This window comes from Pigmentiphaga humi, assembly GCF_900606115.1.
GTDB classification, from domain to species: Bacteria; Pseudomonadota; Gammaproteobacteria; order Burkholderiales; family Burkholderiaceae_B; genus Pigmentiphaga; species Pigmentiphaga humi.
The window spans coordinates 275,992-299,881 of record NZ_UWPJ01000008.1; the positions used below are offsets into that span (position 1 = coordinate 275,992).

Genomic DNA, 23,890 nt, shown 5'->3' on the forward strand with positions numbered 1-23,890 from the left:
GGAGTCTCCATGGCACACGCCGCACCCATCACCACCCTTCGCGACTGGCTGGACCGCCTGGCCGGCGACGGCCGCCTCGCACTGATCGAGCCGCGCAAATCGCTGCGCTTCGAGATCGCGGCCATCGCCTCGCGGCTGGACGGGCAGCAGGCCACCTTCTTCCCCATGCCGGAAGGACACGGCATCCCCGTCCTGTCCGGCATCGTGTCGCGCCGAGAATGGATCGCCGAAGCCATGGGCGTGCCGCAGGCCGAGCTGCTCGGCCGCTATCAACAGGCGGTCGGCAATCCCGTGCCATGCCGGGAAGTGGCCGAGGCGCCGGTGCAAGAGGTCGTGCACCGCGACGCCATCGACATCGGCGCGCTGCTGCCGGCGCCCGTCCACAACGAACACGACGGCGGCGCGTACCTGACGGCCGGCCTGCTCGTCAGCGCCAATCCGGAGACCGGCCGGCAGAACGTATCGATCAACCGCTGCCACCTGAAGGGCGGCAACCGCATGGGCGTATCGGTATCGTCGCGCGACACCGGGACCTTCCTCAACCAGTGCGAGAAGGCCGGCAAGCCCTTGCCGATCGCCATCGCCATCGGCGTCGACCCCTTGACGCTGATGGCTTCGCAAGCCCTGGTAGCCATGGACCAGGACGAGCTGGAGGTGGCCGGCGCGCTGCGCGGCGAGGCGGTGCGGGTCGTCAAATGCCTGACCAACGACCTGCGCGTGCCGGCCGACGCCGAAATCGTGCTGGAAGGCCGCATCCTGCCCAACGTGCGCGAACCCGAAGGCCCCTTCGGCGAATTCACCCAGTACTACGGCCCGCGCGGCGACCGCTTCGTCATCGAGATCGACGCCATCACGCACCGGCGCTCGCCCATCTTCCATACCATCATCGGCGGCGGCACCGAGCACATCCTGCTGGGCGCCGTCGCGCGCGAGGCCAGTTTCCTCACCACCATGCAGCGCACCTTCCCCAACGTGACGAACGTGCACCTGGCCCCCGGCGGCGTCGGACGCTACCACCTGTACGTGCAGATGAAGAAGGTGCACGAAGGCAGCGCCAAGAACGTGATCTTCAGCGCCTTTGCCATGCATCACGACGTCAAGCAGGTCATCGTGGTGGACGAGGACATCGACCTGTACAACCCGCAGGAAGTCGAATGGGCCGTGGCCACGCGCTTCCAGGCGGACCGCGACCTCGTCCTGGTGGACAACTGCCGGGCTTCGCGGCTGGACCCCACCTCGCGCGGCGGGGTGGGGTCGAAGCTGGGGATGGACGCCACCAAGCCCGTCAATGCCCCGCCCGAGCAGTTCCTGCGCATCGGCGTGCCGGGCAGGAATACGCTCGACCTCGAAGCGGTAAGATCGACACTCGCGCCCAGTGCATGGCGCGAGACGTGCCGGGACTAGCCCGGCCCGTTTGCATCATTTCTCGGGAGCCCACGCTTGCTGACTCTTCCCGACCTGCTGCGCAGCACCGTCCAGGCTCACGGCCGCCGTCCGGCCATCGTCGGCGACGGCAGCGGCCTGAACTGGGCGCAATATGCCGACAGCGTGGCCCGCACGGCGCACATGCTGCAGGCGCTGGGGCTGCGCGCGGGCGACCGCTTCGCCACGCTGTGCCGCAACTCCGTGCGCCATGCCCAGTTGCTGCAAGGCGGCTATTGGGCCGGCATCGTGCCGATTCCGATGAACTTCCGCCTGACCGGCGCCGACATCGCGTGGATGCTGGACAACGCGGCATGCCGCGCGCTGTTCGTCGATGCGGACCTCCTCTACCTGCTGGACCAGGCGCATCTTGCGCCATGGCACGGCCGCGCGGTATGCGTCGGCGCGGCGCCGGACGCCTGCGGCCTTCCCGCCACGGATGCCCTGCTGGACGGCGCGCCGCCGGCCGCGCCGCATCCGTCCGCCGAAGACGACCTCGCGCTGTGCCTCTATACCGGCGGCACTACCGGGCGCGGCAAGGGCGTGCGGCTCAGCCATCGCAACATCGTCGCCAACGCGCTCCAGCTGGCGCGGGTCATGGCGCCCTGCGCCGACGACATCTACCTCCACGTGTCGCCGATGTTCCACTCCACCGACCTGAAAGCCACGGTGGTCAGCATGTTCGGCGGCGGGCACGTATACATGAAAGAGGCCTCGCCCGAAGAAGTGCTGGAAACCATCGAACGCCACCGCGTCACCATCGCCAGCCTGCTGCCCAGCCTGATCGCGCGCATCCTCGCGGAAACCCGGGTCGAGCGCTACGACCTGCGCAGCCTGCGCCTGATCAGCTACGGCACCTCGCCGCTGGACGAAGACTGCCTGCGGGCGGCGATGAAGGCGTTCTCCCACGTCGGCTTCCACCAGTGCTACGGCCTGACCGAGACGTCGCCCTTCATCGCCATCCTCGACGAAACCGCGCATCGTCTCGCCGCGACCGACCGGCCGGAACTGTTCAAGGCGGCCGGCCGCGTCCTGCCCGGGACGCGCCTGGCCCTGCTCGACGACGAAGGCAGGGAAGTGCCGCCGGGCGCCACGGGAGAGATCGTCGTATCCGGGCCGCAGGTGGGCCTGGGCTACCTGGGCCTGCCTGGCGAGGACGCGCGCGCGTTCCGCGACGGCGTCTTCCACACCGGCGATGCGGGCCGCCTCGACGAAGACGGCTACCTCTACATCCTGGACCGCAAGCAAGAGGTGATCGCCGCCCGTGGCGCCTGCGTCTACACGCGGGCAGTCGAAGACGTGCTGCACCACTGCCCCGGCGTCGCCGAGGCCGCCGTCATCGGCGTGCCCGATGCCGACGACGGCGAGGCGCTGCTGGCGGTCGTGGTGGCCGACGGCGCCGTTCCCCCCGCGCCAGGCGCCATCGTCGGATTCTGCGAAAGCCACCTGGCCCCCGGCCTGGTGCCCCGCCAGTTCATGTTCGTGGACGGCCTGCCGCGCACGCCGATGGGAAAGGTCAAGAAGCAGGAACTGCAGGAAGCCTATCGTTCGCTGATGCAGGCGGGCGGCGCGGCGGCCCCGGCGGTACGGCCGCGCACGCGCGCAAAAAGCCTCTGAGGCATGCCGGCAACCCCGATCACATTCCTGCCGAGGGAATCTCCGTAAGAAATCCGGCGCATCCGGCCAGGTCGGGCTCGGCTCCCAGTCCGGGACGGTCGGATAGCCGCACGGCGCCTTCCTCCACCACGAACGCAGGCTGCGCCAGCCCGTCGCGCAGGGGGTTGGGATTCGCGTCGACCTCCACATAGCCGGGTCCGCCTACGGCGGCCTTCAGGTGCAATGCCGCCAACAGGCCGATGCCCCCGCCCAGCCAATGAGGGCAGAACCACAGACCGTGTTCGGCCGCGATGCGCGCCACGGCCAGGCTGCCGGACAGTCCGCCCCACTTGCCGATGTCGGGCTGGAGAATCGCCAGGGCGCCGGACTGCGCATGCGAGGCGAAGGCCTCCAGCCCGGCCAGGTTTTCGCCGGCGGCGAGCCGCAGCGGTTGGCGGGCAGCGAGCTCGGTCCATCGTTCGATCGGCGCATCCGCGCGCAACGGCTCTTCCAGCCAGAGCAGGTCGTACCGCGCCATGCGCTCGCCGGCCCTGCACGCCTCATCGAAATCCCACCCCTGGTTGGCATCGACCATCAGCGCGGACGCCGGGCCGATCGCGTCGCGCATGGCGCGCAGATTGGCGTCGTCCCGTTCCGCGCCGAAACCCACCTTGAGCTTGAAGGCCCGGTAGCCTTCTTCGTAGCGTGCGCGTGCGATTTTTTCCGGCGCGGTCGGATTGATTCCCGAGGCGTATACCGGCACCGGCCCGGACGTCAGGCCGCCCAGCATGCGCCACAGCGGCATTCCGGCGCGCTTGGCCGCGATGTCCCAGAGGGCCTGCTCCACGCCGGCGATCGCATTGTGGATCGGGCCAGGCTCGCCGGTCTGGAGGACCAGCACCGCCATGCGATCGGCCAGCTGCCGCCAGCAGGCCGCGGGGTCGGGCCATGCCTCGGCAAGCACCAGGGGCTTCAGGTAGGCCAGCGCCAGGCGGGCGCGGTGCTCCGCTCCCACGCTCGGAAAGTTGCACCAGATCTCGCCCCAGCCGGTGATGCCGTCGGCGTCGGTCAGCTTGACCAGCACGGCGGGACGATCGTTCATGATGCCGAAAGAGGTCTGCACCGGCGGCACGGCAGGCGCCCTGAAGAGCAGGATCTCGAAATCGCGTATGGCCAATGCATCGCCGGGGTCGCCGAGGGAATTCAATTCCGGATCTCCTTGCAGGGGTGCGGATCAGGCATATTTCGGCGCATGGCCGGGAGGCGGGGTCGCGCCGAAGCCGCCGCGGCCAACGACCGCGTCGCGTCCGCCATGGCGAGCCACCAGCGCCTGCTGTTGCGCACGAGCGCGCCGGTCCACTTCGACCGGATCGACCTGCCGCAGCAGTTCGCCATGCAAGGCTTGCAGGACGGAGGCATGCTCGGGACGGCCGGCAAGGTCGTCGAGCTCCTCGGGATCGGCGGCGAGATCGAACAACTGCGGCGGCATGCCGACGTAGTGCACGTACTTGTAGCGGTCCTGGCGAATCATGAACGCAGCGCTGGCCGCTCCCGCCGCGTGATACTCGGCGAACGCCGCGCGCCGTGTATCGCGAGGCGCGTCGCGGGCCGTCCCGATCAGCGATGCGCCGCGCAAGCCCGGCCTGGACGCAAGCCCGTACGCATGCAGGAGAGTCGGATAGACATCGACCAGCGACACCGGCGTCGTCGCGGTTGCCGACGGAATGCCGCCACCGCTCAGGATCATGGGGATGCCGGCCGACTCCTCGTACATCGTCGATTTGCCCCACAATCCCCGCGCGCCCATGTTGTCGCCATGGTCGCTCGCATAGATCACCAGGGTATCGGCCGCTGCGCCGCTATGGTCGAGCGCGGCAAGCACCCTGCCCACGTGATCGTCCATGAACGACACCAGGCCCAGGTACGAGGCCAGCGCGATGCGCCGCGTCTCGTCGGTGTGGAAGCGATCCGTAATGAAGCACTCGCGCAGGGCATCGAGCCAAGGATGGGCCGGCCACGCTTCCGGAGCGCTGGCCTTGGGCAGCGGGATCGAGGCGGGATCGTAGAGGTCGTAGAAGGCGCGCGGCGCAATCAGCGGGAAATGCGGAGCGACCCACCCCACGAAGAGCGTCCACGGGCCGCCCCGGCCCCGGTTTTTCAGCCAGCCGCACGCCGCGTCGGTGACCCGCCGGTCGTATTCGGTATAGCTGCTTTCTCCCGGACCGATCTCGGTCGCGACCGCCTTGCTCTTGGTGCGCACGGGCAAGGGGTCCCGCACCGACCCGAGGACATCGCCGACGCCGTCGACCACGTGCATGGGCAGTATCTGTTCGGTGAATCCCGTGTCGTCCTCGGCATTGCGGTAGTGGAGCTTGCCGATCGAGAAGGAAGGAATGCCGGCTTCGCGCAGCGCATGGCCCCACGACGGCGGGTGCCCGCCATACGGCGTGGCGTTGTCCCAGCAATCGATGTCCGAGGGGTAGCGGCCGGTGGCGAACGCGGCGCGTGCGGGAATGCAGATGGGCGAGTTGGTATAGGCCGCGCTGAAACGCGTGCCCGATGCCGCCAGCCGGTCGATATTCGGCGTCCTGACCAGCGGATGCCCGGCGCAGCCGAGCACGCGGCCGGCATGCTCGTCCGACATCAATATCAGTACGTTCTTGAAACTCATTCGAACTTCATCCCGGTGCGCTTGGCGACCTCGGTCCACTTCGCCGTCTCGTCCTTGAAGGCCGCGGCAAAGGCTTGCGGCGTGGAGCCGACGATCTCCGCGCCTTCGTTGGCGAGGAGCGCGCGCACCTGCGGCTGCGCCAATGCGTCGGTTATCGCCCCATGCAGGCGCTCGACGATGGCGGGAGGCGTTTTCGCCGGAACGAAAAACCCTTGCCATTGCAGCGCCTCGTAGTTCGCGTAGCCGAGTTCATGCAGGCTCGGCACGTCGGGGAGCACGGACGAACGTTCCAGCGAGGAAACCGCCAGGGCGCGGAGCTTGCCCGACTTGATGTACTGCTGCGCCAAGGGCGGCACGAGGAACGCTAGCTGGACCTCGCCTCCCAGCACCGCATTCAGCGCCGGCGCAGCGCCGCGATAGGGGATGTGGCGAGCGTCGATGCCGGATTGCTGCCTGAGCAGTTCGAATGCGAAGTGGCCCGCCGACCCGTGGCCTCCGGAACTGAACGTCAGCTCGCCGGGCCGCTTCTTCGACTCCACAACCAGCTCTTTCACGGTCGCGGCCGCCACCGACGGATGCACGACGAGCACCTGCGGGATCGACACCGTCATGGTGACGGGGGCCAGGTCCCGCTGCGGATCGAACCGCAGATTGGGCGCCAGCAACCGGCTCAGCGCGAGCACCGATGTGGCGTATAGCAGCGTATGGCCATCCGGCTCGGCGCGGGCGACGGCTTCCGCGCCGATATTGCCGCTGGCGCCGCTGCGGTTGTCGATCACCACAGGCTGTCCCAGCGACTTCGACAACTGCTGTCCGAGTGCGCGCGCGAACGTATCGGCCCCGCCGCCCGGTGCATACGGGACGATGATCTTGATGGGGGCCGAAGGATAGTCTGCCGGCGCGGCGAAGGCCGGGCCGAACGGCAACACCCCCGCTAGCGCGACAACCCAAAGCCTGGCGAATCCGCTCGTTGACTTGCGACCGATGAACACTGGCGTCTCCCGATCCCGGATGGTTTCCGGTGTATGCATGAATTCTAGGGACGACGGTTCATGCTGTCGTGTTCAAATATTCGATATGTTCAGTCAAAAAGAGAATGCCCCCCCTACGCGCTTACGCGCGCCCCGAATGGTGGGCCCCCAGCCGCTGCGCGGTGGAGGAATGATATGAAACTCGATCTCAGGCTGCTCCAGGCGATGCAGGCGGTCATGACGGAAGGAACAGTCACGGCGGCCGCGCGGCGTCTGCATCGCACCCAGTCGGTGGTCAGCCGCATGATCGCCGAACTGGAAGGAAGGCTGCAGTTCGCGCTGTTCCGGCGCGAGCGGCAGCGCCTGATTCCCACCGAGGCCGGCCTGGCCTTCTATCGGGAAACCGAACGCGCGTTCGCGGCCTTGAACGATATCGAGGAGGCTGCTCGCCGGGTACGCGAGGGGCATTCGCTGCCGCTGCGCCTGCTCGCGACCTCCCACATCGTGCATGGGCTGCTGCCCACCGCGCTCAGCAGGCTCGACCGCGAGTACGCCGGCTTTCGCTTCGTACTGGAGATCCGGCAGCGCGAGTACGTCAGCCATTGGGTGCGCAATCGCCAGTTCGACCTGGGGATCGTGGCGCAATGGGAGGACATGCCGGGCGTGGATGCTCATCCCTTGCTCGAAATGCCCTTGTTCGTCGCCATGAACGAGTCCGATCCGCTGGCGCGCAAGCGCCGGATCGGCATGGCGGACCTGGCCGCGGCGCCCTTCATCGCGGTCCGGCCCGGCACGCCGATGCGCGCGCTGTGCGACGAGGCTTTCGCCGCGGCCGGACTGCGGCCCTCGCCGAGGGGCGAAACCGCCTCGGTATTGTCGGCGGGGCAGCTTGCCGCGCAAGGATTGGGCGCAACGGTAGTCGATCCGTTCGTGGCCCACGCCCTGATCGCGGATTCCGGTGCGGCCGTCAGGCCATTGGCGCCGCGCATGACGATGGTCTATCACGCGCTGAAACCGCCAGGCGACGCCCCCAGTCCCGTGGAGGCCAGGCTGATCGAGCACATGCGGGCAATCGCCCGCGACACCGTGGCACGGGTGAAACGCGCGGCCGGAGAGAAATGACCCGGAGCGCGCAATACGGGCGCGCTCAGCCCAGCCTGGGCAGCGCGCGGTACAGCACATCCACCCCCGCCATGAAATCGTCGATTTCCATGGCTTCGGCCGGATTGTGCGAGCCGTTCTCGTTGCGGATGAAGATCATGCCGGACGGGATGCCGGCGTTGGCGAACAGGGCCGCGTCATGGCCGGCGCCGCTGGGGATGCGCTCCACGGGCTCGCCGGCTTCTTTCGAGGCCTCGAGCAGCACCTTTACCACCTCGGGATCCATCGTGGCCGGCGCCGACTCGATCCGGCGATCGAATTCGAAACGCACGCCGCGCTGGCGCGCGACGGCATCGCATTCGGCGCGCATGACGCGGTAGAACTCCTCCAGTGTCTCGGTGCTCTCGCTGCGCACCTCGAAACTGAAATCGACCTTGCCCGGAATGCGCGAGACGGCGTGCTCGGCCGGATCGGTGCCCATGACGCCGGCGGTGACGACGAGGTCGTTGCCGCGTTCGAGCAGCACGCGCCAGTGTTCGTCGAGACGCATCAGCAGGTCGGAGACGGCGAACACGGCATCGTTGCGCAGCCAGCGCGGCACCGCGCCGGAGTGGCCCGGCTCGCCCAGGCATTGCACGTGGTTGTGGCGGATGTTGCCGCGTATGCCGGAGACGATGGCGGTGGGCCACTTGCGCGCCACCATCAGCGGCCCTTGTTCGATATGCAGTTCCAGGTAGTTCCTGACGCCGCCCACCCACGGCACCGGCTTGCCGGCGGCGATGGCGTCCACGTCGGCGCCGACGCTGGCCATGGCCTGCGCCAGCGTGCGGCCGCTGCGCTTGTTCTTCAGTTCCAGGTCTTCGGGCTTGAGCTTGCCCAGGATCGCGCCGGATCCCATGTAGGCCTTGCCGAACCAGGCGCTTTCTTCGCCGCGCATGGCCGCGACCCAGAGCGGATGGGGCAGCCGCACCCCTTCGTCCTTGAGCCGCTTCAGGCACAGCAGCCCGGCGATGACGCCGGCCAGCCCGTCGTAGTTGCCGCCCTGCGGCACCGAATCGACGTGCGACCCGCACACCACGGGCGCCTGCGCGCCGCCGTCCGGCAGGCGGAAGATGACGTTGGCGGCGGGGTCGGTGTCGGCAACGATGCCGTGGCGGCCGGCCCACTCGACGAGGGCTTCCAGGCACGCCGTTTCCGACGGCCCATAGCTCTCGCGCGAGACGCCCACGCCGTCGAAGCTGAGCGCGCGGATGCGTTCGAACAGGTCGAGCGCATCCTGCCGGCCGGGCACGTTCTTTTCGACGGGTATCTCGGTTGCGCTCATACCGGCCTCACGCCATGGCCTCGAAAGGTTCGAAACCCGTGTCCTCCACCGCGCCCACCAGGCCCTGCAGATTGGGCAGGCCGTGGCGCTGGCAGTAGCGCACCAGGCCGTCGAGAACGTCGATCATCGCGGTAGGGCGGACGAAGGTCGCGGTGCCGACCTGGACCGCCCGCGCACCGGCGAGCATGAATTCGATCGCGTCCTCGGCGGTGGAGATGCCGCCGCAGCCGATGACGGGAATGCTGACCGCGCGATGGCATTGGTAGACCATGCGCACGACGATGGGCTTGACCGCCGGGCCCGACATCCCGCCCATCACGTTGCCGAGCTTGGGCCGGCGCGTCTCGATGTCGATCGCCATGCCCAGGATGGTGTTGGCGACCACCAGGGCATCCGCTCCTTCCTCCTGGGCGGCGCGCGCCACGTTGGCGATCTCGCCGGTATTGGGGGTGAGCTTGACCCACAGCGGCAGCGAGGTCGAGGCGCGCAGGGCTTTCACCACCGCAGCGGTGGAGCGTGCGTGCATGGCGAAGGCCTTGCCGTCTTCCTCGATGTTGGGGCAGGAGATGTTGGCTTCGATCCCGGCCACGCCCTCGACCTGGGACAACTCGGCGGCCAGCCGGGCGAAACCGTCGCTGGATGGCGCCGAGATGCTCACCACCAGCGGCGGCGCGTAGCGCCGGTAAAAAGGCACGGTCTCGCGGATGAAGTATTCCGAACCCTTGCTGGGAATGCCGATGGCATTGAGCATGCCGCTGTGCACCTCGGCCACGCGCGGCACCGGATTGCCCGTGCGCTTCTCGTGCGTGATCGTCTTGGTGACGAAGGCGCCCAGCCGGTTCAGGTCTATGGTGTGGCCCAGGCCCTCGGCGAACGTGCCCGAGGCCGGCATCACCGGATTGGACAGGCGCAGCCCGCCCACGTCCAGAGAAAGATCGACCATCACGCCACCTCCGCCAGGGCGAACACCGGGCCGTCCCAGCAGACGCGCTTGCTCACCAGCTTGCCGTCTTCGCGGAAGGCGCGCACGCAGCAATAGCACATGCCTATGCCACAGGCCATCTGCTGCTCCATGGCCACTTCGCCCGGCACCGACAGCTCGGCGCCCAGCCGCTGCATCAGCAGCGTCAGGCGCGACGAGCCACAGGTGTAGAAGGCATCCGCGCGCCCGGCCGCATGCAGCTCGCGCAGCAGGCGCTCGACGTTCTCGACCGAGCTCGTTCCGGCCTGGTCGGTGACTTCGATGATGGCCGCGCCGATCGCGGCGAAGCGCTGCTGCGACATCAAGTTGTCGGCATCGCGCGCGCTCAGGATGGCCGTGACGCCCACGCCCGCGGCCGCCGCCAGCTCGGCCAGCGGCGCGAGCGTCGCCAGGCCCACGCCGCGCCCCAGCACGACGATGTTGCGCGCGCCCGGCGGCAGCGTGAAACCCACGCCCAGCGGGCCGAGCATGGGCAGCTCGTCGCCCGGCGCCAGCGTCGCCAGGCCGCGCGTGCCGGCGCCCGTGACCTTGTACAGGAACTCGACCCGCCCCGTTGCCGGATCGGCCTTGTAGGTGCTCATCGGCCGCCGGAAGAACGGCGCGTCGCGCTCCGTGGCCGGGCACAGCAGGTGGAAGAACTGCCCCGCCTCGGCGCCCGCCGCCACCGCGCCCGCATCCAGCACCAGATGCTTGTAGTCGCGGTTGACCCATTCATTGCCGACTACCACGCCATGGGTATCCGGCGCGTACGGTCCGGCGCAACTGCTGACATGCGATTCGGACGATACAACTTTCATTCTGATTCCTCTGCCCGGGGAAATGCCCCCAGCACTCGATACCTCTTACTCAGGGCACGGCGGATCCGGCTTTGCCGGTCCGCCAGTGCCGCCCCCAAGGGGGACGCGCGTCAGCGCGCAGAGAGGGTTACTCCAACTTTGCACCCTTGCGTTCGGGGATCAGGAAGAGCGTGGCAATGATGTCCAGCACATAGATCGACGCCAGCAGCGCGATCGCATGGCTGAAGGAATACTGCGCGGCGATCGCGCCGACCGCCAGCGGGCCGAAGCCGCCGACCGCGCGGCCGATGTTGAACAGCACGTTCTGCGCGGTGGCGCGCGCCTGGGTGGGATACAGCTCAGAGATCAGCGCGCCGTAGCCGCCCAGCATGCCGTTGACGAAAACGCCCATGATGGCGCCGCCGATCAGCAGCGCATATTCCGAGTTGAGCTGCGAATAGGCGAGTACGGACAGGACCGCACCGACCTGGTAGAGCAGGAAAATGGGCCGGCGGCCGATGCGGTCGGCCAGTTGGCCGAACAGCCAGATGCCGAAGGCCATGCCCAGGATGGTCACGGCGGTCCAGGCGGCCGACTTGGTCAGCGAGTAGCCGAACTGCTTGCTCAGGTAGGACGGCATCCAGATCATCACGCCGTAATAGCCGAAGTTCTGCACCGAGGTCAGGATGACCACGCCCAGGCTGGTGCGGGTGGTCTTGGCATCGGCCACCAGCAGCTTGAACGAGTTTTCCTTGGGCGCCGTGGACTTCTGGGCTTCGACGAAGATCTTGGGCTCGCCGATGAAATGACGGATCACGAAGGCGACGACGGCGGGCAGCACGCCGACCGCGAACATGCCGCGCCAGCCGATGATGGGCAGCAGCACGGGCGTGATCAGGGCCGCGGCCAGCACGCCGGCTTGCCAGCCCAGGCCGACATAGGAACTCATGCGCGCGCGCTGCTCGGGACGGCAGGCCTCGGCGGCGAGCGCCATGCCGATGCCGAATTCGCCGCCCAGGCCCAGGCCGGCGATGGTCCGGTACGCCAGCAGGTCCCAGTAGCCCTGGGCGAAGGCGCACAGGCCGGTGAAGATGGCGAACAGCAGGATGGTCCAGTTCAGAACGCGCACACGGCCGTACTTGTCGCTGAGCCAGCCGAACAGGATGCCGCCGACCACGGCGCCTATCAGCGTCCAGGTCACCAGCGATCCGCCCTGCGTACTGGTCAGCCCGAGGTCGGCCGAGATGGCCGCCAGGATGAAACCGAGGATCAGCAGGTCGAAACCGTCGAGCGCGTAGCCCACGGTCGAAGCGATGACGGCCTTGCGGGCGTAGTCGTCGCCTTCATTCGCCTGGACGGCGGGGATGTCCCCGGGACGCGCGGCGGTCTTGTCTGTCATTTCCTATCTCCGAAAGGAAGTACTGCAACGGTCAACAAAGAATGGTTGCCCGCGCCCGGATACCCGGTACGCGAATGCAGACAGGCACAAAGGCTGCCGGCGCGGTTCCCCCCACGACACCTGAGCGCTCGTGGCAAACGTAGACGACGCATTTGCATTTACGCCGCACGTCTTTTTTTTTAGACTATGACACTTTTCCTTACCTTACAAGCGGAATTTCACTAAGCTTTCATGGTGAATCGCAGCCCTTGTCCGGACCGCGCAAAATTGGTGCAAAGCCGCATCGAATAAGGAGAAGAAAAGGAGGTACATCCCCGGTTTGGTGCATTCCCGTACGTTCACCAGGAAAGTTTTTTCTCATTTTTTAGACCTTCGATGACCTGTTCCCCTTCCCGCCAGCCCTCTGTCGATTTCCTCGCCATCGGCGAGCGCCTGCGCGCCTACCGGATGGGAGCATCGCTGCGGGCCGAGGAAGTGGCAGACCAGTTGGGCGTGTCGCGGGCGGCGGTCTACCGGATGGAAAAGGGCGACATCGTCAAGATCGAGACCCTGGAGCGCCTGGCGCACATCCTCGATACCTCGCTGGCCTCGCTGCTCGGCGTGGGCGCGGAGTACTACACGTCGCCGGTGGCCTATATCGAACGCATGCGCCAGCTCGAAACCGATGCGACGCGGATCATGGCGCATTTCGAGCCGATCTCCTTCCTGCTGACCTCGGACGCGTACGGCGGCTACCTTCGGCAAATGCTGCGCGAAGCCCACCCGGACTTGCCCGCCGCTCGCAGCGAGGCCCTGCTCAAGATACTGGAAGAGCGCAAGCGCGCCTTCGCGCGGCGGCGGCCGCCCATCACCAGCCTGATCGGCCTGCGCGAGATCGAGCGGTTCGTCCACTTCGGCCTGGTGGGCCGCATCGACCTGCCGCCTGCGGTACGGATGGAACGCTCGCTGGCCGCGCGGCGCGAAGTCGAGCGGATGGTCTCGCTGCTGCAGGAGCACCCCATGGGCACGCAGATCGGCATCGTCGACGACAGCATGCCCAACGCCACGTTCCAGGTCTTCGAACGCCCGAGCGGCTCGTTCGTCGCCATCAGTCCGTTCCGCTTCGGCGAACTGCCCAACGTGGCGACCGGCATCGCGCAGGTCACCGCGGCACCCGAGGCGGTGCAGCTTTACACGAAAATGGTGGACGATCTCTGGCAACGCGCCTACAAAGGCCAGGAAGCCGCAGACCTGCTGAACGAAATGCTGAAGGTGGTGTAGAGACCACCGACTAGGATACGAAATGGACGAATCTTCTATCGGGCCGACGGTTGCGCGGCTATTGCTCGAATCGGGGGCGGTGCACGTCAGTGCGGGCAAGCCGTTCCTGCTGCGCTCGGGATGGGCCAGCCCGGTCTACGTGGACGTGCGCCGGCTGATTTCCTCGGTCGCGGGGCGCAACGTGCTGATCGAGGCGGCGCTCTCGGTGGTGCGCAACCGCATCGGGCTGGACGACATCGACGCCATCGCCGGCGCCGAGACGGCCGGCGTGCCTTACGCCGCGTGGCTGGCCGACCGGCTGGCGCTGCCGCTGCTGATCGTGCGCAAGAAGTCGCTGGGCTTCGGCCGCAATGCGCAGATCGAAGGCATGATGGAGCCCGGCGCGCGCGTGCTGCTGGTGGACGACCTGACCACCGACGGCCAGAGCAAGCGCAATTTCTGCCAGGCCGTGCGCGGCTCGGGCCTGCGGCTGGAACACGTCCTTAGCATCTTCTATTACGATACGTTTGTGGAAAGCCGGCGCACCATGGAGGAAATCGGCGTTTCCATGCATGCGCTGGCCACCTGGCAGGACATCATCGGGCAAGCCCGCGACGGCCAGACGCTGTCGGCCGCCGATATAGAAAAAGTAGAAGGGTTCCTGCGCCATACTTCCGAATGGTCCAAGGCCCATGGCGGCATTGCCCGTCTTCCGTGATTCTCTTCGCTACCCGTTTATGAACTTCAACGACCTGATCCAACGCTTCGCCGCCCAAGCCCCGGGTACCGACAGTTTCCTCAAAGTCAAGGAAGGCGCGCTGGCGCTGGTCTCCAGCGATTCGCGCCATGCCGCCGCGTATTTCCTGATCTACGGCTTTGCGCGCTCGTACGTGATCCTGTATGAAGACCAGGGCATCGATCCGGCCTTCGCCGAGACCGCCAAATCCCAGCTGCTGTCCTACATGACGCGGCTGCAGGAAGCATTCAAATCCGACGCGCCGGCCGACATCGTCGACGCGATGAACTGGATCGTCCTCGATTACGGCCTGAGCGGAAAGATATTTTGAACGCCCGCCCGGAAGCCCCGGCGGCCGCTTCGTCGCTGTACACCAACCGGCGCGTCGCGCCGCTGCTGGCGCTGGGCTTCGCCAGCGGGCTGCCGCTGGCGCTGACCACCGGCACGCTGCAGGCCTGGGCCACGGTGGACGGCGTCTCGCTGCAGGCCATCGGCTTCCTGACCCTGGTCGGCTCGGCCTATACGCTCAAGTTCCTGTGGGCGCCGCTGATGGACCGCTACACGCCGCCGCTGCTGGGCCGGCGGCGCGGCTGGATGGCGGTGACGCAGCTGCTGCTGGCGCTGTCCATCATGGCCATGGGCCTGCTCTCGCCCGGCCAGGCGCTGCTGCCGCTGGCGCTGATCGCCGTGTTCGTGGCGTTCTGCTCGGCGTCGCAGGACATCGCCTTCGACGCCTATCGCACCGACGTGCTGCGCAAGGAAGAGCGCGGCGCGGGCGCGGCGGTATCGGTGCTGGGCTACCGGCTGGCGATGCTGGTGTCGGGCGGACTGGCGCTGGTGATCGCCGACAGCTGGCTGGGCTGGGGCAATACCTACATCCTGATGGGCGTGCTGATGGCGCTGGCCATCCTGGCCACACTGTGGGCCCCCGAGCCCGAGGCGCCCGCGGCCGCGCCCGCCACGCTGGGCGAGGCCGTCGCCGGCCCGCTGCTGGAATTTTTCCGCCGGCCCGGCGCCATCGTGCTGCTGGTGCTGATCGTGCTGTACAAGCTCGGCGACGCCTTCGCGGGCAGCCTGTCCACCGCCTTCCTGATCCGCGGCGCCGGATTCTCGGCCACCGAGGTCGGCACCATCAACAAGGTGCTCGGGCTGGGCGCGACCATCATCGGCGCGCTGGCCGGCGGCGCGCTGCTGGCCAAGCTGCGGCTTTACGGCTCGCTGATGCTGTTCGGATTGCTGCAGGCGGTCTCCAACCTGGGCTTCTGGCTGATCGCGGTCAGCCCCAAGAGCATCGTGCTAATGGCCGCAGCCGTCGGCGTCGAGAACCTGTGCGGCGGCATGGGCACGGCGGCCTTCGTCGCGCTGCTGATGGCGCTGTGCAATCATCGCTTCTCGGCCACGCAGTTCGCGCTGCTGTCGGCGCTGTCGGCGGTCGGGCGCACCTACCTGGCCGGGCCGCTCGCTCCGCCCATGGTCGAGGCCTACGGCTGGCCGTCCTTCTTCCTGGTGACGGTGCTGATCGGCCTGCCGGGCATGGCGCTGCTATGGTGGCGGCGGGCCGACATCCGGGCGCTGGACCGGGCCTGAGTCTACTCCGGGCAGGCGCCGCGCCGTCGCGCGGCAATCCAGCGTGCCCGGATGCGGTCGTAGGCAAGGTTGTACACATAGGTGTAGGGCAGGAAGAACAGCAGCAGGCCGATGTCCAGCACCAGGGCCTCCCAGAGGCTGATGTGCAGCCACCAAGCCACGAAAGGCACGACCAGGAGCACGAGCCCCCCTTCGAAGCCGAAGGCATGGGCCATCCGCATCGGCGGCGTGCGCTGCCAGCCGTAGCGGCGCTCCAGGCGCTCGAATCCGGCGTTGTAGACCATGTTCCAGGCCATCGCGATCAGCGAGATCGCCAGGGTGAGCGCGCCCATCTGGGCCAGCGGCTTGTCCATGGCCCATGCCAGCGCAGGCGCGCACAGCACGAGGGCGATGAATTCGTAGCAGACCGCGTACAGCACGCGTTCCCACAGTTTTTTCTCCGGTACCACGTTCCAGCCTCGAATCGACGATGTATTGCCGACATTGTCTGCGATACATCCGTTGGTGAAAAACCAATTACCATCGGAATTTCCGATACATTGATGGCGGGCATTCCATGGCCTATTCCCTCGAAGCCCTGGCCGCCTTCACCCAGGCCGCCGCGCTCGGTTCCTTCTCGGCCGCCGCGCGCAAGCTGGGCAAGCGGCAATCCAGCATCAGCGAAAGCATCGCCAACCTGGAAATCGACCTGGGCGTGCAGTTGTTCGACCGCGGCACCCGCCAGCCCACCCTGACCCCGGCGGGGCAGGCGCTTCTGGTCGAAGCCGCCCAGGTGCTCTCCAGCGCCGAGCGGCTGGGCCGCGCCGCCGGCCGTTTCGCCGCCGGGCAGGAATCGCGGCTCACGCTGGCGCTGTCGGACACTTATCAATCGGAACGCTTCGAAGTCGTCCTGACCGCGCTCGACCGCCGGTATCCCGGCCTGGAATTCGAATGCATGATGTCCGAGGATTGGGACACCGTGGCGACAGTCCAGCGGGGCCGTGCCGATCTCGGCCTGCTGCGCGCCCAGGAAAGCTATCCGCCCGACATCGAGCACACCACGCTGCCGGAACTGTCGGAAATGGTGCTGGCCGTGGGCCGCAGTCATCCGCTGGCCCGGCTCGACCGGGTCACCCAGGCCGACTTGCGCGCCGCGCGCGAATTGCGCATCGCCCCCTACGAGGAAGACGGCCGGCGCATCGCCCGCGGACACTCCTGGAGCGCGCCGTACTACTTGATGCTGCTGGAGATGGCGGCCATGGGCTTCGGCTGGGCGCGGCTGCCGCGCTGGCTGCTCACGCGCTTCGCCGCCGACACCCTGGTGGAGCTGGACGTACCGGGCCAGCGGCGCCTGCTGCCACTGGACCTGGTGTGGTCCAACCGGCGCCCGCTCGGTCCGGCCGGCGCCTGGCTGCTCGAGGAATTCCTCAAGGCCTAGACGGCGCTGGCCCGCAGGCGCTGGATCGCTTCGCGCTCGGTGCGGAACACCTGCTCGGGCGGCAGCAGACCCGTCACGCCGGACGCCTCGAACACCTCTTCCACCTGCTTCTTGACGCCGGCCAGATAGACTTCCACGCCCTGGTCGCGCAGCGTGCCGATCAGGTAGATCAGGGTATCGACGCCGGTCACGTCTATGCTGTTGATCGGCCCCGCATAGATCAGCACGCGCTTGATCCCGGGGTGGGCGCGGCAGTACTCGGTAATGAAGTGCTCGAGCGGATTGGCGGTGACGAAGCTGAGCGCGGCATCCATGCGCACGGCGAACAGATCGGGCGCCAGCGGCGGCAGGCGGAAGCGCGCCCGGTCGCGCAGCGTGCCGTCGGCATGCACGCCGACCTCGACGATGCGCGGGTGCGAGCGCTGGTACAGGAAATAGCCCAGCGACATGACGAAGCCCGCGAGGATGCCCCATTGCAGCTGGGGCGCGGCGATCAGCGTGGCGACCGCCGTGGAGATGGCGATCACCGCCTCGGCGCGCGACGCCTTCCAGAGGCGCACGAAAAAGCGCGGCGCGATCAGGTTGGTGACCGGCACGATGATGACCGCGGCGAGAAAGGCCCGCGGCAGATAGGCGATGGCAGGCGTCAGGAACAGCAGGCTGGCCAGCACGCAGACGAAGGCGAACAGCGCCGACCATCCCGTGCGCGCGCCCACGAACAGGTTCAGGGCCGAACGGGAAAAAGAGGCGCTGACCGGGAACGCCCCGCTCAGGCCGCTGGTGATCTTGGCCAGGCCCTGGCCGATGAATTCCTGGTTCTCGTTCCAGCGCCGGCGCGTGCTGCGCGAGATCGTCTTGGCGCTGGACAGCGCCTCGACGAAGCTGACCAGCGCGATCACCGCCGCCGCGGGCAGCAGGCTGCGGTAGTCCTCCCACGACAAGAGCGAGGGCACTGCCAGCACCGGCAGGCCCGCGGGCAGTTCGCCCACCACCGAACCGCCGCGCGCACCGTAGCCGAAAGCCCAGCTCAACAAACCCGTCGCCAGGGCCGCGGCCAGCACGACGGGCAGGCGCTTGCTCTGCTTTTTCAGCACGAACAGGAAAGTCAGCGTGCCGAGTCCGAAGGCGCACCCGGTCCAATCGACGGCCGCCAGCACGGCTCGCGCATCCCAGGCGGCGAGCGCGGTGCGCGCGGCGGCGCCGTCCAGGCCCAGCATGGCCGGCAACTGCGACAGCACGATCAGCAGCGCGGCCGCCTGCGTAAAGGCGCCCACCACCGAGCCCGGCAGGAAATTGACCACCATGCCCAGCCGCAGCGCGCCGATCAGGATCTGGATGGCCCCGGACATCAGCGCCAGCCAGATGGCCAGTTCGACCCAGCGCGCCGATTCCTGGGCCGCCAGCCCCGCCAGCGAACCGGCCACCAGCATGCTGGTCAGCGCCACCGGCCCGGCGCCCAGCAACTGGCACGACCCCCACAACACGCTCACCACCGGCGGGATCAGCGCGGCATACAGCCCGGCGATGGGCGGCATGCCGGCCAGCATCGCATACGCCACCGCCTGCGGCACCAGGATCAACCCCAGCGTGAAGCCGGCGCGGGCATCGGCGGCCAGATCGGACGAATTCGGCCGAGGCCAGTCGAGAAAGGGGAAATAGCGGCGGAGCAAGGCAGGCATGGGATGGACGATATGAAAGACTCAGGACTGGCGGGGCTTGCGCGGCGCGCGCACGGCGAAGTGGTCGTAGACGGCGTCGGGCAGCAGCCGCATCAGCTTGGCGACCACGCCCATCTGCCAGGGAATGACGGCATAGGACGCGGACCGGTCCAGGGCCCGCGCGGCCTTGCCGGCAAAGACGTCGGCATCCATCAGGAAAGGCATGGCATAGGGATTGTGCGCGGTCATGGGCGTGCGGATGTAGCCCGGCGCGATCGTCGAGACGCGTATGCCGTGGGGCGAGAGTTCATTTCGCAGGCTTTCGCAATAGGCGATGACGGCCGCCTTGGAGGCGCTGTAGGCGCCCGCGCCCGGCAGGCCCCGTATCCCCGCCACGCTGGCGATGCCCGCCAATTGCCCGCGGCGCGCCTGCTTCATGGCCGGGATGAACGGCTCGAAAGTGGCCACCATGGCGGTCAGGTTGGTGTCGATCACGGCGCGGAAGGCCTCGAAGTCGCCGGTTTCCTCGGTCAGCGTGCCGACGCTGATGCCGGCATTCGCCACCACCAGGTCGATCCCGCCCGCGGCGAGGAAATCGCGACCGGCGGCATGCAGCGCCGCGCGGTCGCGCACGTCCAGGGCATAGTGGCGATGGCCGCCGCCCGGCAGGCCGGCGGCCAGGTCGCGCAAGGCCTCCTCGCGCCGGCCCACCAGGCCCAGGGTGGCGCCGCGCGTCGCGTAGTGCCGGGCCAGCGCCTGGCCGATGCCGCTGCTCGCGCCGGTAATGAAAACTCTCATGCACGCCCTCTCGAAACAGCCGCCATTATCCTCTGCCATACACGGTGCCGGCGACAGGCGCGGTATAGTCGTAGACCTTTCCGTGGAAATGACGATGAGCGCCCCTACCGATCCCGAGCTGCGCAATGCCCTGGCCGCCCTGGTGGGCGAGGCCAATCTCTACGCCGATCCGGCCGACAAGGCCCGCTACGAAACCGGCGCCCGCTACGGCAACGGCAAGGCCGCCCTGATCGTGCGGCCCGCCTCGACCGCCGAGGTCGCCGCCGTGGTGCGCCACTGCGTGGCCACCGCCACGCCGCTGATCGCCCAGGGCGCCAATACCGGTCTTGTCGCCGCCAGCACGCCCGACGAAAGCGGCACCCAGGTGGTGCTGAGCCTGGAGCGCCTGCGCAGCGAACTCGTGATCGACCGCGCCAACCGCACCGCCACCGTCGGCGCCGGCGTCACGCTGCAGGAGCTCAACGACAAACTCGCCGAGCACGGCCTGTGCTTTCCCATCGACCTGGGCGCCAACCCGTCGATCGGCGGCATGATCGCCACCAACACCGGCGGCGCGCGGCTGATCCGCTATGGCGACGTGCGCCACAATCTGCTGGGCGTGGAAGTGGTGCTGGCCGACCCGCCCGGGCAGGTGCTCGACCTGATGAGCGGCCTGCGCAAGAACAATACTGGCTACGACTTGAAGCAGCTATTCGTGGGCGTGGGCGGCGCCGGCGGCGTCATCACCCGCGCGGTCGTCCAGGTGCATCCGCTGCCCCGCCAGACCGCCACCGCGCTCATCGTTCCCACGACCCAGCAGGCCACGCTGGACCTGCTGATCGAACTGGAAAGCGAGTTCGGCGATTTCCTCACGGCCTACGAAGGCATGTCGCGCTCCACCGTGCAATCGGTGATCGACCATGTGCCCGGCGTGGCCAACCCGTTCGCGCCCGAGCCCATTCCCGATTACTGCCTGCTGGTGGAACTGGCCGCCACCTCCTCGCGCGAAGTGCTGGGCGTGGACCTGCAGGGCGCGCTCAACGATTTCCTCGAGCGCCAGTTCGACGTGCTGGTGTCCAACGCCGTGCTGGACGGCGGCCCCGACCTCTGGAAGATCCGCCACTCCATCAGCGAATCCATCCGCCACCAGGGCAAGCTGATCGCCTTCGACATCGCCGTGCCGCGCTCGTCCATGATCGCCTTCCGCGAAACCGCCCAGCGCATGCTCGACCAGGGCTTCCCGTGGCTGCGCCTGTTCGACTTCGGCCACTGGGCAGACGGCGGCACCCACTTCAACATCGTCTGGCCCCACGACGCCACCCCCGCCTACGACGCCGACACCGTCGAACGGCTGCGCGTGGCGCTCTACGACCTGGTCGTGCGCGACTTCGGCGGCAGCTTCAGCGCCGAACACGGCGTCGGCCCCTACAACGCCCGCTTCTACCACCGCTACGCCTCGGCCGAATCGCAAGCACTGGCCGGACGCGTACAACGCGCGCTGGACCCCGCGCGCGCACTCGGACAAGTGGATTTCGGGCCGGTTTGAGGGGCAACGCCGGAATTCGGCACCTCGCCCCCGCGAACACACTATTTCTTCGAAAGCGCGGGCGCCAGGGCCTCCATCAAGGCAGGAACCAAGCGCTGCATGCATGCCAGCGCAAGCGCCACGTCGCCTTCGCTGGGAGGCACGCCATTGTATTGACTGTTGCGCACACCCGCACCGCATCCATCTGATCAAACACGGACTGCGTCACACCGATGTACGAGCAGGCCGCTTCCAGCGCCTGCACATGATGTCCATCTGCCGCCGTGCAACGCCACCCGCGCGAAGAAAGAACCGCCAGGCTCAAATTGAGCACTGAGTCATAGGCTGCTCCCAATCTCGTGCTGGTCGAATTGTCTTGGTTCAACGCATCTTTTGCCTTGTCCCTGGAAATCAAAACCCATCCCCGCATGGACTCCAGGTTCACAGGCGCTTTTCGAAAAACCTTGCTGCCACCAGCCACGAAGTCTTCTGGCTTACGCAATGGCATGCAGGTCTCCCTTCAGGACAATGAGCGCGCCGTCCAGTATTTCACTCACGAACGGGTTGCCATCGGCCACAGCTTCTTTCCAACGATCCGTTTCATAGGTCAGCACGTTGATCGAACGTTGAAGCTCACGCCCTACGGGCTTGAAGAACGCTTGTGCCTCGACCCCGGGCATAGTCGTCAGCAACAGAAGATCGATATCGCTATCGACCCCGTCCGTGCCTTTCGCCACAGATCCGAAAATCGCTGCCGCGTCCACGCGCTCTCCTAGGTCGGCGATTCGCTCGCCGATCCGCCGGACCAACTGGCTTTCTCGTTGGAAAAACAGCCTGAGGTGTTCCAGGTTCGGATCTCGTGAAGCGGAATAACGCGGCCGATTGAAGACTTCTTTCTTTTCCAATAAACCTACCGCGGCCCAGCGCCTCAACCAGCGCGATGCATTGCCAGGATCGACTTGCGCTTCGCCGGCCAGTTCGCGCGCCCCGAAATCGCGGGAAGGATGCGCGAACAGGCATTTCAGCGCCTTGTATCGCTCCATCCCTCCGAACAACTCGGCAAGCATCTGAGTATTCATTGCGCCTCCACTCGATGTTGTTTATCGCACATCATTTGATGTGCGATAAACAACACATAGACGCATCCCCCCGATCCCATACCGTGAGTGTCCTATCCAGGGCACAGCGGATCCGGCTTCGCCGGTCCGCCAGTGCCGCCCCCTTGAGGGGGCCCGCGTAAGCGGGTAGGGGGTGGGCCTCCCCCTCAGCGCGTAGGGGGGGTCCTTCCCGTCCTTTCCTTCCCGATCAGGAAGTCCGCCACCTGCAGCGCGCCGAGGTTGCTGCCCGTCATCGAGGGCGAGGTCAGGTAGCGGCCGTTGACGGCCAGCGAAGGCACGCCGTCGATCTTGTAGGCCTCGGCCAGCTTGCCGGCCCGCTGCACCTTGGATTGCACGCCGAAGGAGTTGTAGGTGTCCATGAACTGCTTGCGGTCCAGGCCCTGCTTCTGCGCCCAGTCGACGATGCGGTCGGCGGTGTTGAGCGGCTGGCGCTGCTCGTGGATGGCCTTGAAGACCAGGGGATGCAACTGGTCGACTTTGCCGAGCGCTTCCAGGGTGTAGTAGAGGCGCTGCTGCGGCTCCATGCCGGCATTGAAGCGCACCGGCACGCGGCGCACGACGACGTCCTGCGGCAGTTGCTTGATCCACGACTCCAGGGCCGGCTCGAGCGCGCTGCAGTGGGGGCAGCTGTACCAGAAGAATTCGGTGACCTCGATCTTGCCCGGGGAATCGGTGGGCTGGGGCTGCTGCAGGCGAGCGTATTCCGTTCCTTCGCGCGGCTGCTGCGCCTGCGCCAGGCCCGGAAGGGCGGCAACGAAACCGGCGGCGAGCGCCATGCCTGCGAACATGCGGCGAAGAGAAAAGCGACCGATCATAGGATTCCTCTGCTTTGCGAGGCCCGGCCGCAACATGGGCCGGGCACGATGGAGATTCGGACTGCTGGCGGAACGGCGAAGTTCCGCGATGCAGGAAGGCCCCGGCCTCCGGCGCGGAAGCAACCTACGCCGGAGGCCGGGAGCGGCCAGGCCTATTTCTTGACGACGGCGGCCTCGATGCCGTTCTCCGCCAGCCGCGCACGCGTACGATTCATGTCGTCCAGCTTGCTGAACGGACCCACGCGCACGCGATGCACGGTGCCGGCGGCTACGTCGGCGGTTTCCAGCCTGGCCTGGAAGCCCATGAAGGCGAGCTTGGCCTTGAGCGCCTCGGCATCTTCGATGACGCGATACGCTCCGACCTGCAGGAAATACGTGCCGCTGGCGGCCGCCCCGGCCCCGCCGGAAGGAGCGGGCGCGGCAGCACCGGCTGGCGGCTGCGGCGCCGCCGCGCCCGGCTTGCCGCCTGTCGTTCCCTTATTGGCCAGGAAGTCGCCCAGCGGATCGCGCGTGGCTTCGGGCACCGGCGCGGGCGCGGGCTGCGTCGCCGAAGGCCCGGAAGCCGACGGCGCGCCGGCCGGCCCATCCCGGCCGTACAGGCTGCGGTTGGGGTCGGGCGCGCTGGCCGGATCGGACTGCGCCGGGGCCGGCCGGGCGCCGCGGCTGACGAAGGGCACGGGTGCCTTGGTGATGTAGAACGCCACCAGCACGGCCACCAGCAGGCCGACGAGCAGTCCGGCCAGCAAGCCGAACATGGTCCCCCCCTGTTGGGAAGC

23 protein-coding genes are annotated in these 23,890 nt (G+C 67.6%); 9 read left to right on the forward strand and 14 right to left on the reverse strand.

Annotated features, from left to right (window positions below; translation table 11 throughout):
• Window positions 1-9: 9 nt before the first annotated feature.
• Together PIGHUM_RS04970 and PIGHUM_RS04975 are read left to right on the forward strand one after the other, a co-directional pair.
• Complete coding sequence (locus tag PIGHUM_RS04970; RefSeq protein WP_124078240.1) at window positions 10-1,404, forward strand: UbiD family decarboxylase; 1,395 nt, start codon at window positions 10-12, stop codon at window positions 1,402-1,404.
• A gap of 36 nt (window positions 1,405-1,440) precedes the next feature.
• A complete protein-coding gene (locus tag PIGHUM_RS04975; RefSeq protein WP_124078242.1) occupies window positions 1,441-3,039 on the forward strand; it encodes a class I adenylate-forming enzyme family protein in 1,599 nt (532 codons plus the stop codon).
• A gap of 19 nt (window positions 3,040-3,058) precedes the next feature.
• Here PIGHUM_RS04975 and PIGHUM_RS04980 read toward each other — a convergent pair whose 3' ends face one another.
• The 3 genes from PIGHUM_RS04980 to PIGHUM_RS04990 are packed head-to-tail and all read right to left on the reverse strand — an operon-like array spanning window position 3,059 to window position 6,681.
• Window positions 3,059-4,225: a mandelate racemase/muconate lactonizing enzyme family protein gene (locus PIGHUM_RS04980; RefSeq protein ID WP_246012902.1), complete on the reverse strand. Its 1,167-nt coding sequence runs from the start codon at window positions 4,223-4,225 to the stop codon at window positions 3,059-3,061.
• 27 nt (window positions 4,226-4,252) lie between these two features.
• Window positions 4,253-5,689 (reverse strand): sulfatase family protein, encoded by a 1,437-nt coding sequence (locus PIGHUM_RS04985; protein ID WP_124078244.1) that lies wholly within the window; start codon window positions 5,687-5,689, stop codon window positions 4,253-4,255.
• Window positions 5,686-6,681 (reverse strand): Bug family tripartite tricarboxylate transporter substrate binding protein, encoded by a 996-nt coding sequence (locus tag PIGHUM_RS04990; RefSeq protein WP_160142171.1) that lies wholly within the window; start codon window positions 6,679-6,681, stop codon window positions 5,686-5,688. Before PIGHUM_RS04990 ends, PIGHUM_RS04985 begins: the two co-directional genes overlap by 4 nt.
• Window positions 6,682-6,855: 174 nt before the next feature.
• Between PIGHUM_RS04990 and PIGHUM_RS04995 the strand changes: the two genes are divergently transcribed.
• On the forward strand, window positions 6,856-7,782 hold the full coding sequence (locus tag PIGHUM_RS04995) for a LysR family transcriptional regulator (protein ID WP_160142172.1): 927 nt from the start codon (window positions 6,856-6,858) through the stop codon (window positions 7,780-7,782).
• A gap of 25 nt (window positions 7,783-7,807) precedes the next feature.
• Here PIGHUM_RS04995 and PIGHUM_RS05000 read toward each other — a convergent pair whose 3' ends face one another.
• The 4 genes from PIGHUM_RS05000 to PIGHUM_RS05015 form a co-directional block, all read right to left on the reverse strand.
• Window positions 7,808-9,085, reverse strand: coding sequence for a hydantoinase/carbamoylase family amidase (locus tag PIGHUM_RS05000; RefSeq protein ID WP_124078250.1), 1,278 nt, complete (start codon window positions 9,083-9,085; stop codon window positions 7,808-7,810).
• Window positions 9,086-9,092: 7 nt separating this feature from the next.
• Entirely contained in the window at window positions 9,093-10,028 is a 936-nt protein-coding gene (locus PIGHUM_RS05005; RefSeq protein WP_124078252.1) for a dihydroorotate dehydrogenase, read from the reverse strand.
• Complete coding sequence (locus PIGHUM_RS05010) at window positions 10,028-10,864, reverse strand: iron-sulfur cluster-binding protein (RefSeq protein WP_124078254.1); 837 nt, start codon at window positions 10,862-10,864, stop codon at window positions 10,028-10,030. Before PIGHUM_RS05010 ends, PIGHUM_RS05005 begins: the two co-directional genes overlap by 1 nt.
• 127 nt (window positions 10,865-10,991) lie before the next feature.
• Window positions 10,992-12,242, reverse strand: coding sequence for an MFS transporter (locus PIGHUM_RS05015; protein WP_124078256.1), 1,251 nt, complete (start codon window positions 12,240-12,242; stop codon window positions 10,992-10,994).
• Between the two features lie 375 nt (window positions 12,243-12,617).
• Between PIGHUM_RS05015 and PIGHUM_RS05020 the strand changes: the two genes are divergently transcribed.
• Genes PIGHUM_RS05020 through PIGHUM_RS05035 form a run of 4 tightly spaced genes read left to right on the forward strand, consistent with a single transcriptional unit; the run spans window position 12,618 to window position 15,804 of the window.
• Window positions 12,618-13,502, forward strand: a complete 885-nt coding sequence (locus PIGHUM_RS05020) for a helix-turn-helix domain-containing protein (RefSeq protein ID WP_124078258.1) — start codon at window positions 12,618-12,620, stop codon at window positions 13,500-13,502.
• A 22-nt stretch (window positions 13,503-13,524) separates the two neighbouring features.
• Window positions 13,525-14,199, forward strand: coding sequence for an orotate phosphoribosyltransferase (locus tag PIGHUM_RS05025; RefSeq protein WP_124078260.1), 675 nt, complete (start codon window positions 13,525-13,527; stop codon window positions 14,197-14,199).
• A gap of 19 nt (window positions 14,200-14,218) precedes the next feature.
• A complete protein-coding gene (locus tag PIGHUM_RS05030) occupies window positions 14,219-14,548 on the forward strand; it encodes a hypothetical protein (RefSeq protein WP_124078262.1) in 330 nt (109 codons plus the stop codon).
• Complete coding sequence (locus PIGHUM_RS05035) at window positions 14,545-15,804, forward strand: muropeptide transporter (RefSeq protein WP_187697752.1); 1,260 nt, start codon at window positions 14,545-14,547, stop codon at window positions 15,802-15,804. Before PIGHUM_RS05030 ends, PIGHUM_RS05035 begins: the two co-directional genes overlap by 4 nt.
• A 2-nt stretch (window positions 15,805-15,806) precedes the next feature.
• Here the strand turns inward: PIGHUM_RS05035 and PIGHUM_RS05040 are convergent, their stop codons facing one another.
• On the reverse strand, window positions 15,807-16,253 hold the full coding sequence (locus PIGHUM_RS05040; protein WP_246012903.1) for a multidrug/biocide efflux PACE transporter: 447 nt from the start codon (window positions 16,251-16,253) through the stop codon (window positions 15,807-15,809).
• A 107-nt stretch (window positions 16,254-16,360) separates the two neighbouring features.
• Here PIGHUM_RS05040 and PIGHUM_RS05045 point away from each other — a divergent pair, with 107 nt between their 5' ends.
• Entirely contained in the window at window positions 16,361-17,221 is an 861-nt protein-coding gene (locus tag PIGHUM_RS05045) for a LysR family transcriptional regulator (protein ID WP_124078266.1), read from the forward strand.
• Here PIGHUM_RS05045 and PIGHUM_RS05050 read toward each other — a convergent pair.
• Together PIGHUM_RS05050 and PIGHUM_RS05055 are read right to left on the reverse strand one after the other, a co-directional pair.
• Entirely contained in the window at window positions 17,218-18,900 is a 1,683-nt protein-coding gene (locus tag PIGHUM_RS05050; RefSeq protein WP_124078268.1) for a SulP family inorganic anion transporter, read from the reverse strand. The two genes, PIGHUM_RS05045 and PIGHUM_RS05050, sit on opposite strands and share 4 nt — an antisense overlap.
• A 21-nt stretch (window positions 18,901-18,921) precedes the next feature.
• Complete coding sequence (locus PIGHUM_RS05055; protein ID WP_124078270.1) at window positions 18,922-19,677, reverse strand: SDR family oxidoreductase; 756 nt, start codon at window positions 19,675-19,677, stop codon at window positions 18,922-18,924.
• Between the two features lie 94 nt (window positions 19,678-19,771).
• Here PIGHUM_RS05055 and PIGHUM_RS05060 point away from each other — a divergent pair, with 94 nt between their 5' ends.
• Complete coding sequence (locus PIGHUM_RS05060; RefSeq protein ID WP_124078272.1) at window positions 19,772-21,202, forward strand: FAD-binding oxidoreductase; 1,431 nt, start codon at window positions 19,772-19,774, stop codon at window positions 21,200-21,202.
• Window positions 21,203-21,278: 76 nt separating this feature from the next.
• Here PIGHUM_RS05060 and PIGHUM_RS05065 read toward each other — a convergent pair whose 3' ends face one another.
• The 4 genes from PIGHUM_RS05065 to PIGHUM_RS05080 all read right to left on the reverse strand — a co-directional run.
• Window positions 21,279-21,689, reverse strand: a complete 411-nt coding sequence (locus PIGHUM_RS05065) for a hypothetical protein (protein WP_124078274.1) — start codon at window positions 21,687-21,689, stop codon at window positions 21,279-21,281.
• A complete protein-coding gene (locus PIGHUM_RS05070) occupies window positions 21,676-22,260 on the reverse strand; it encodes a nucleotidyltransferase domain-containing protein (protein WP_124078276.1) in 585 nt (194 codons plus the stop codon). The genes PIGHUM_RS05065 and PIGHUM_RS05070 overlap by 14 nt, the downstream gene beginning before the upstream one ends.
• Window positions 22,261-22,445: 185 nt before the next feature.
• Window positions 22,446-23,114, reverse strand: coding sequence for a thiol:disulfide interchange protein DsbA/DsbL (locus PIGHUM_RS05075; RefSeq protein ID WP_124078278.1), 669 nt, complete (start codon window positions 23,112-23,114; stop codon window positions 22,446-22,448).
• 152 nt (window positions 23,115-23,266) lie between these two features.
• Window positions 23,267-23,890 (reverse strand): SPOR domain-containing protein (locus tag PIGHUM_RS05080; protein ID WP_246012904.1); only part of this gene is annotated, 624 nt, incomplete at its 5' end.

Coding starts and splice junctions, on each gene's coding strand:
- PIGHUM_RS05000 (WP_124078250.1), bottom strand. CDS start 9,085: ATGAGCGCAACCGAGATACCCGTCGAAAAGAACGTGCCCGGCCGGCAG.
- PIGHUM_RS05025 (WP_124078260.1), top strand. CDS start 13,525: ATGGACGAATCTTCTATCGGGCCGACGGTTGCGCGGCTATTGCTCGAA.
- PIGHUM_RS05050 (WP_124078268.1), bottom strand. CDS start 18,900: ATGCCTGCCTTGCTCCGCCGCTATTTCCCCTTTCTCGACTGGCCTCGG.
- PIGHUM_RS04995 (WP_160142172.1), top strand. CDS start 6,856: ATGAAACTCGATCTCAGGCTGCTCCAGGCGATGCAGGCGGTCATGACG.
- PIGHUM_RS05065 (WP_124078274.1), bottom strand. CDS start 21,689: ATGCCATTGCGTAAGCCAGAAGACTTCGTGGCTGGTGGCAGCAAGGTT.
- PIGHUM_RS05045 (WP_124078266.1), top strand. CDS start 16,361: ATGGCCTATTCCCTCGAAGCCCTGGCCGCCTTCACCCAGGCCGCCGCG.
- PIGHUM_RS05005 (WP_124078252.1), bottom strand. CDS start 10,028: ATGGTCGATCTTTCTCTGGACGTGGGCGGGCTGCGCCTGTCCAATCCG.
- PIGHUM_RS05070 (WP_124078276.1), bottom strand. CDS start 22,260: ATGAATACTCAGATGCTTGCCGAGTTGTTCGGAGGGATGGAGCGATAC.
- PIGHUM_RS05010 (WP_124078254.1), bottom strand. CDS start 10,864: ATGAAAGTTGTATCGTCCGAATCGCATGTCAGCAGTTGCGCCGGACCG.
- PIGHUM_RS05020 (WP_124078258.1), top strand. CDS start 12,618: ATGACCTGTTCCCCTTCCCGCCAGCCCTCTGTCGATTTCCTCGCCATC.
- PIGHUM_RS04985 (WP_124078244.1), bottom strand. CDS start 5,689: ATGAGTTTCAAGAACGTACTGATATTGATGTCGGACGAGCATGCCGGC.
- PIGHUM_RS05075 (WP_124078278.1), bottom strand. CDS start 23,114: ATGATCGGTCGCTTTTCTCTTCGCCGCATGTTCGCAGGCATGGCGCTC.
- PIGHUM_RS04970 (WP_124078240.1), top strand. CDS start 10: ATGGCACACGCCGCACCCATCACCACCCTTCGCGACTGGCTGGACCGC.
- PIGHUM_RS05030 (WP_124078262.1), top strand. CDS start 14,219: ATGAACTTCAACGACCTGATCCAACGCTTCGCCGCCCAAGCCCCGGGT.
- PIGHUM_RS05060 (WP_124078272.1), top strand. CDS start 19,772: ATGAGCGCCCCTACCGATCCCGAGCTGCGCAATGCCCTGGCCGCCCTG.
- PIGHUM_RS05055 (WP_124078270.1), bottom strand. CDS start 19,677: ATGAGAGTTTTCATTACCGGCGCGAGCAGCGGCATCGGCCAGGCGCTG.
- PIGHUM_RS05015 (WP_124078256.1), bottom strand. CDS start 12,242: ATGACAGACAAGACCGCCGCGCGTCCCGGGGACATCCCCGCCGTCCAG.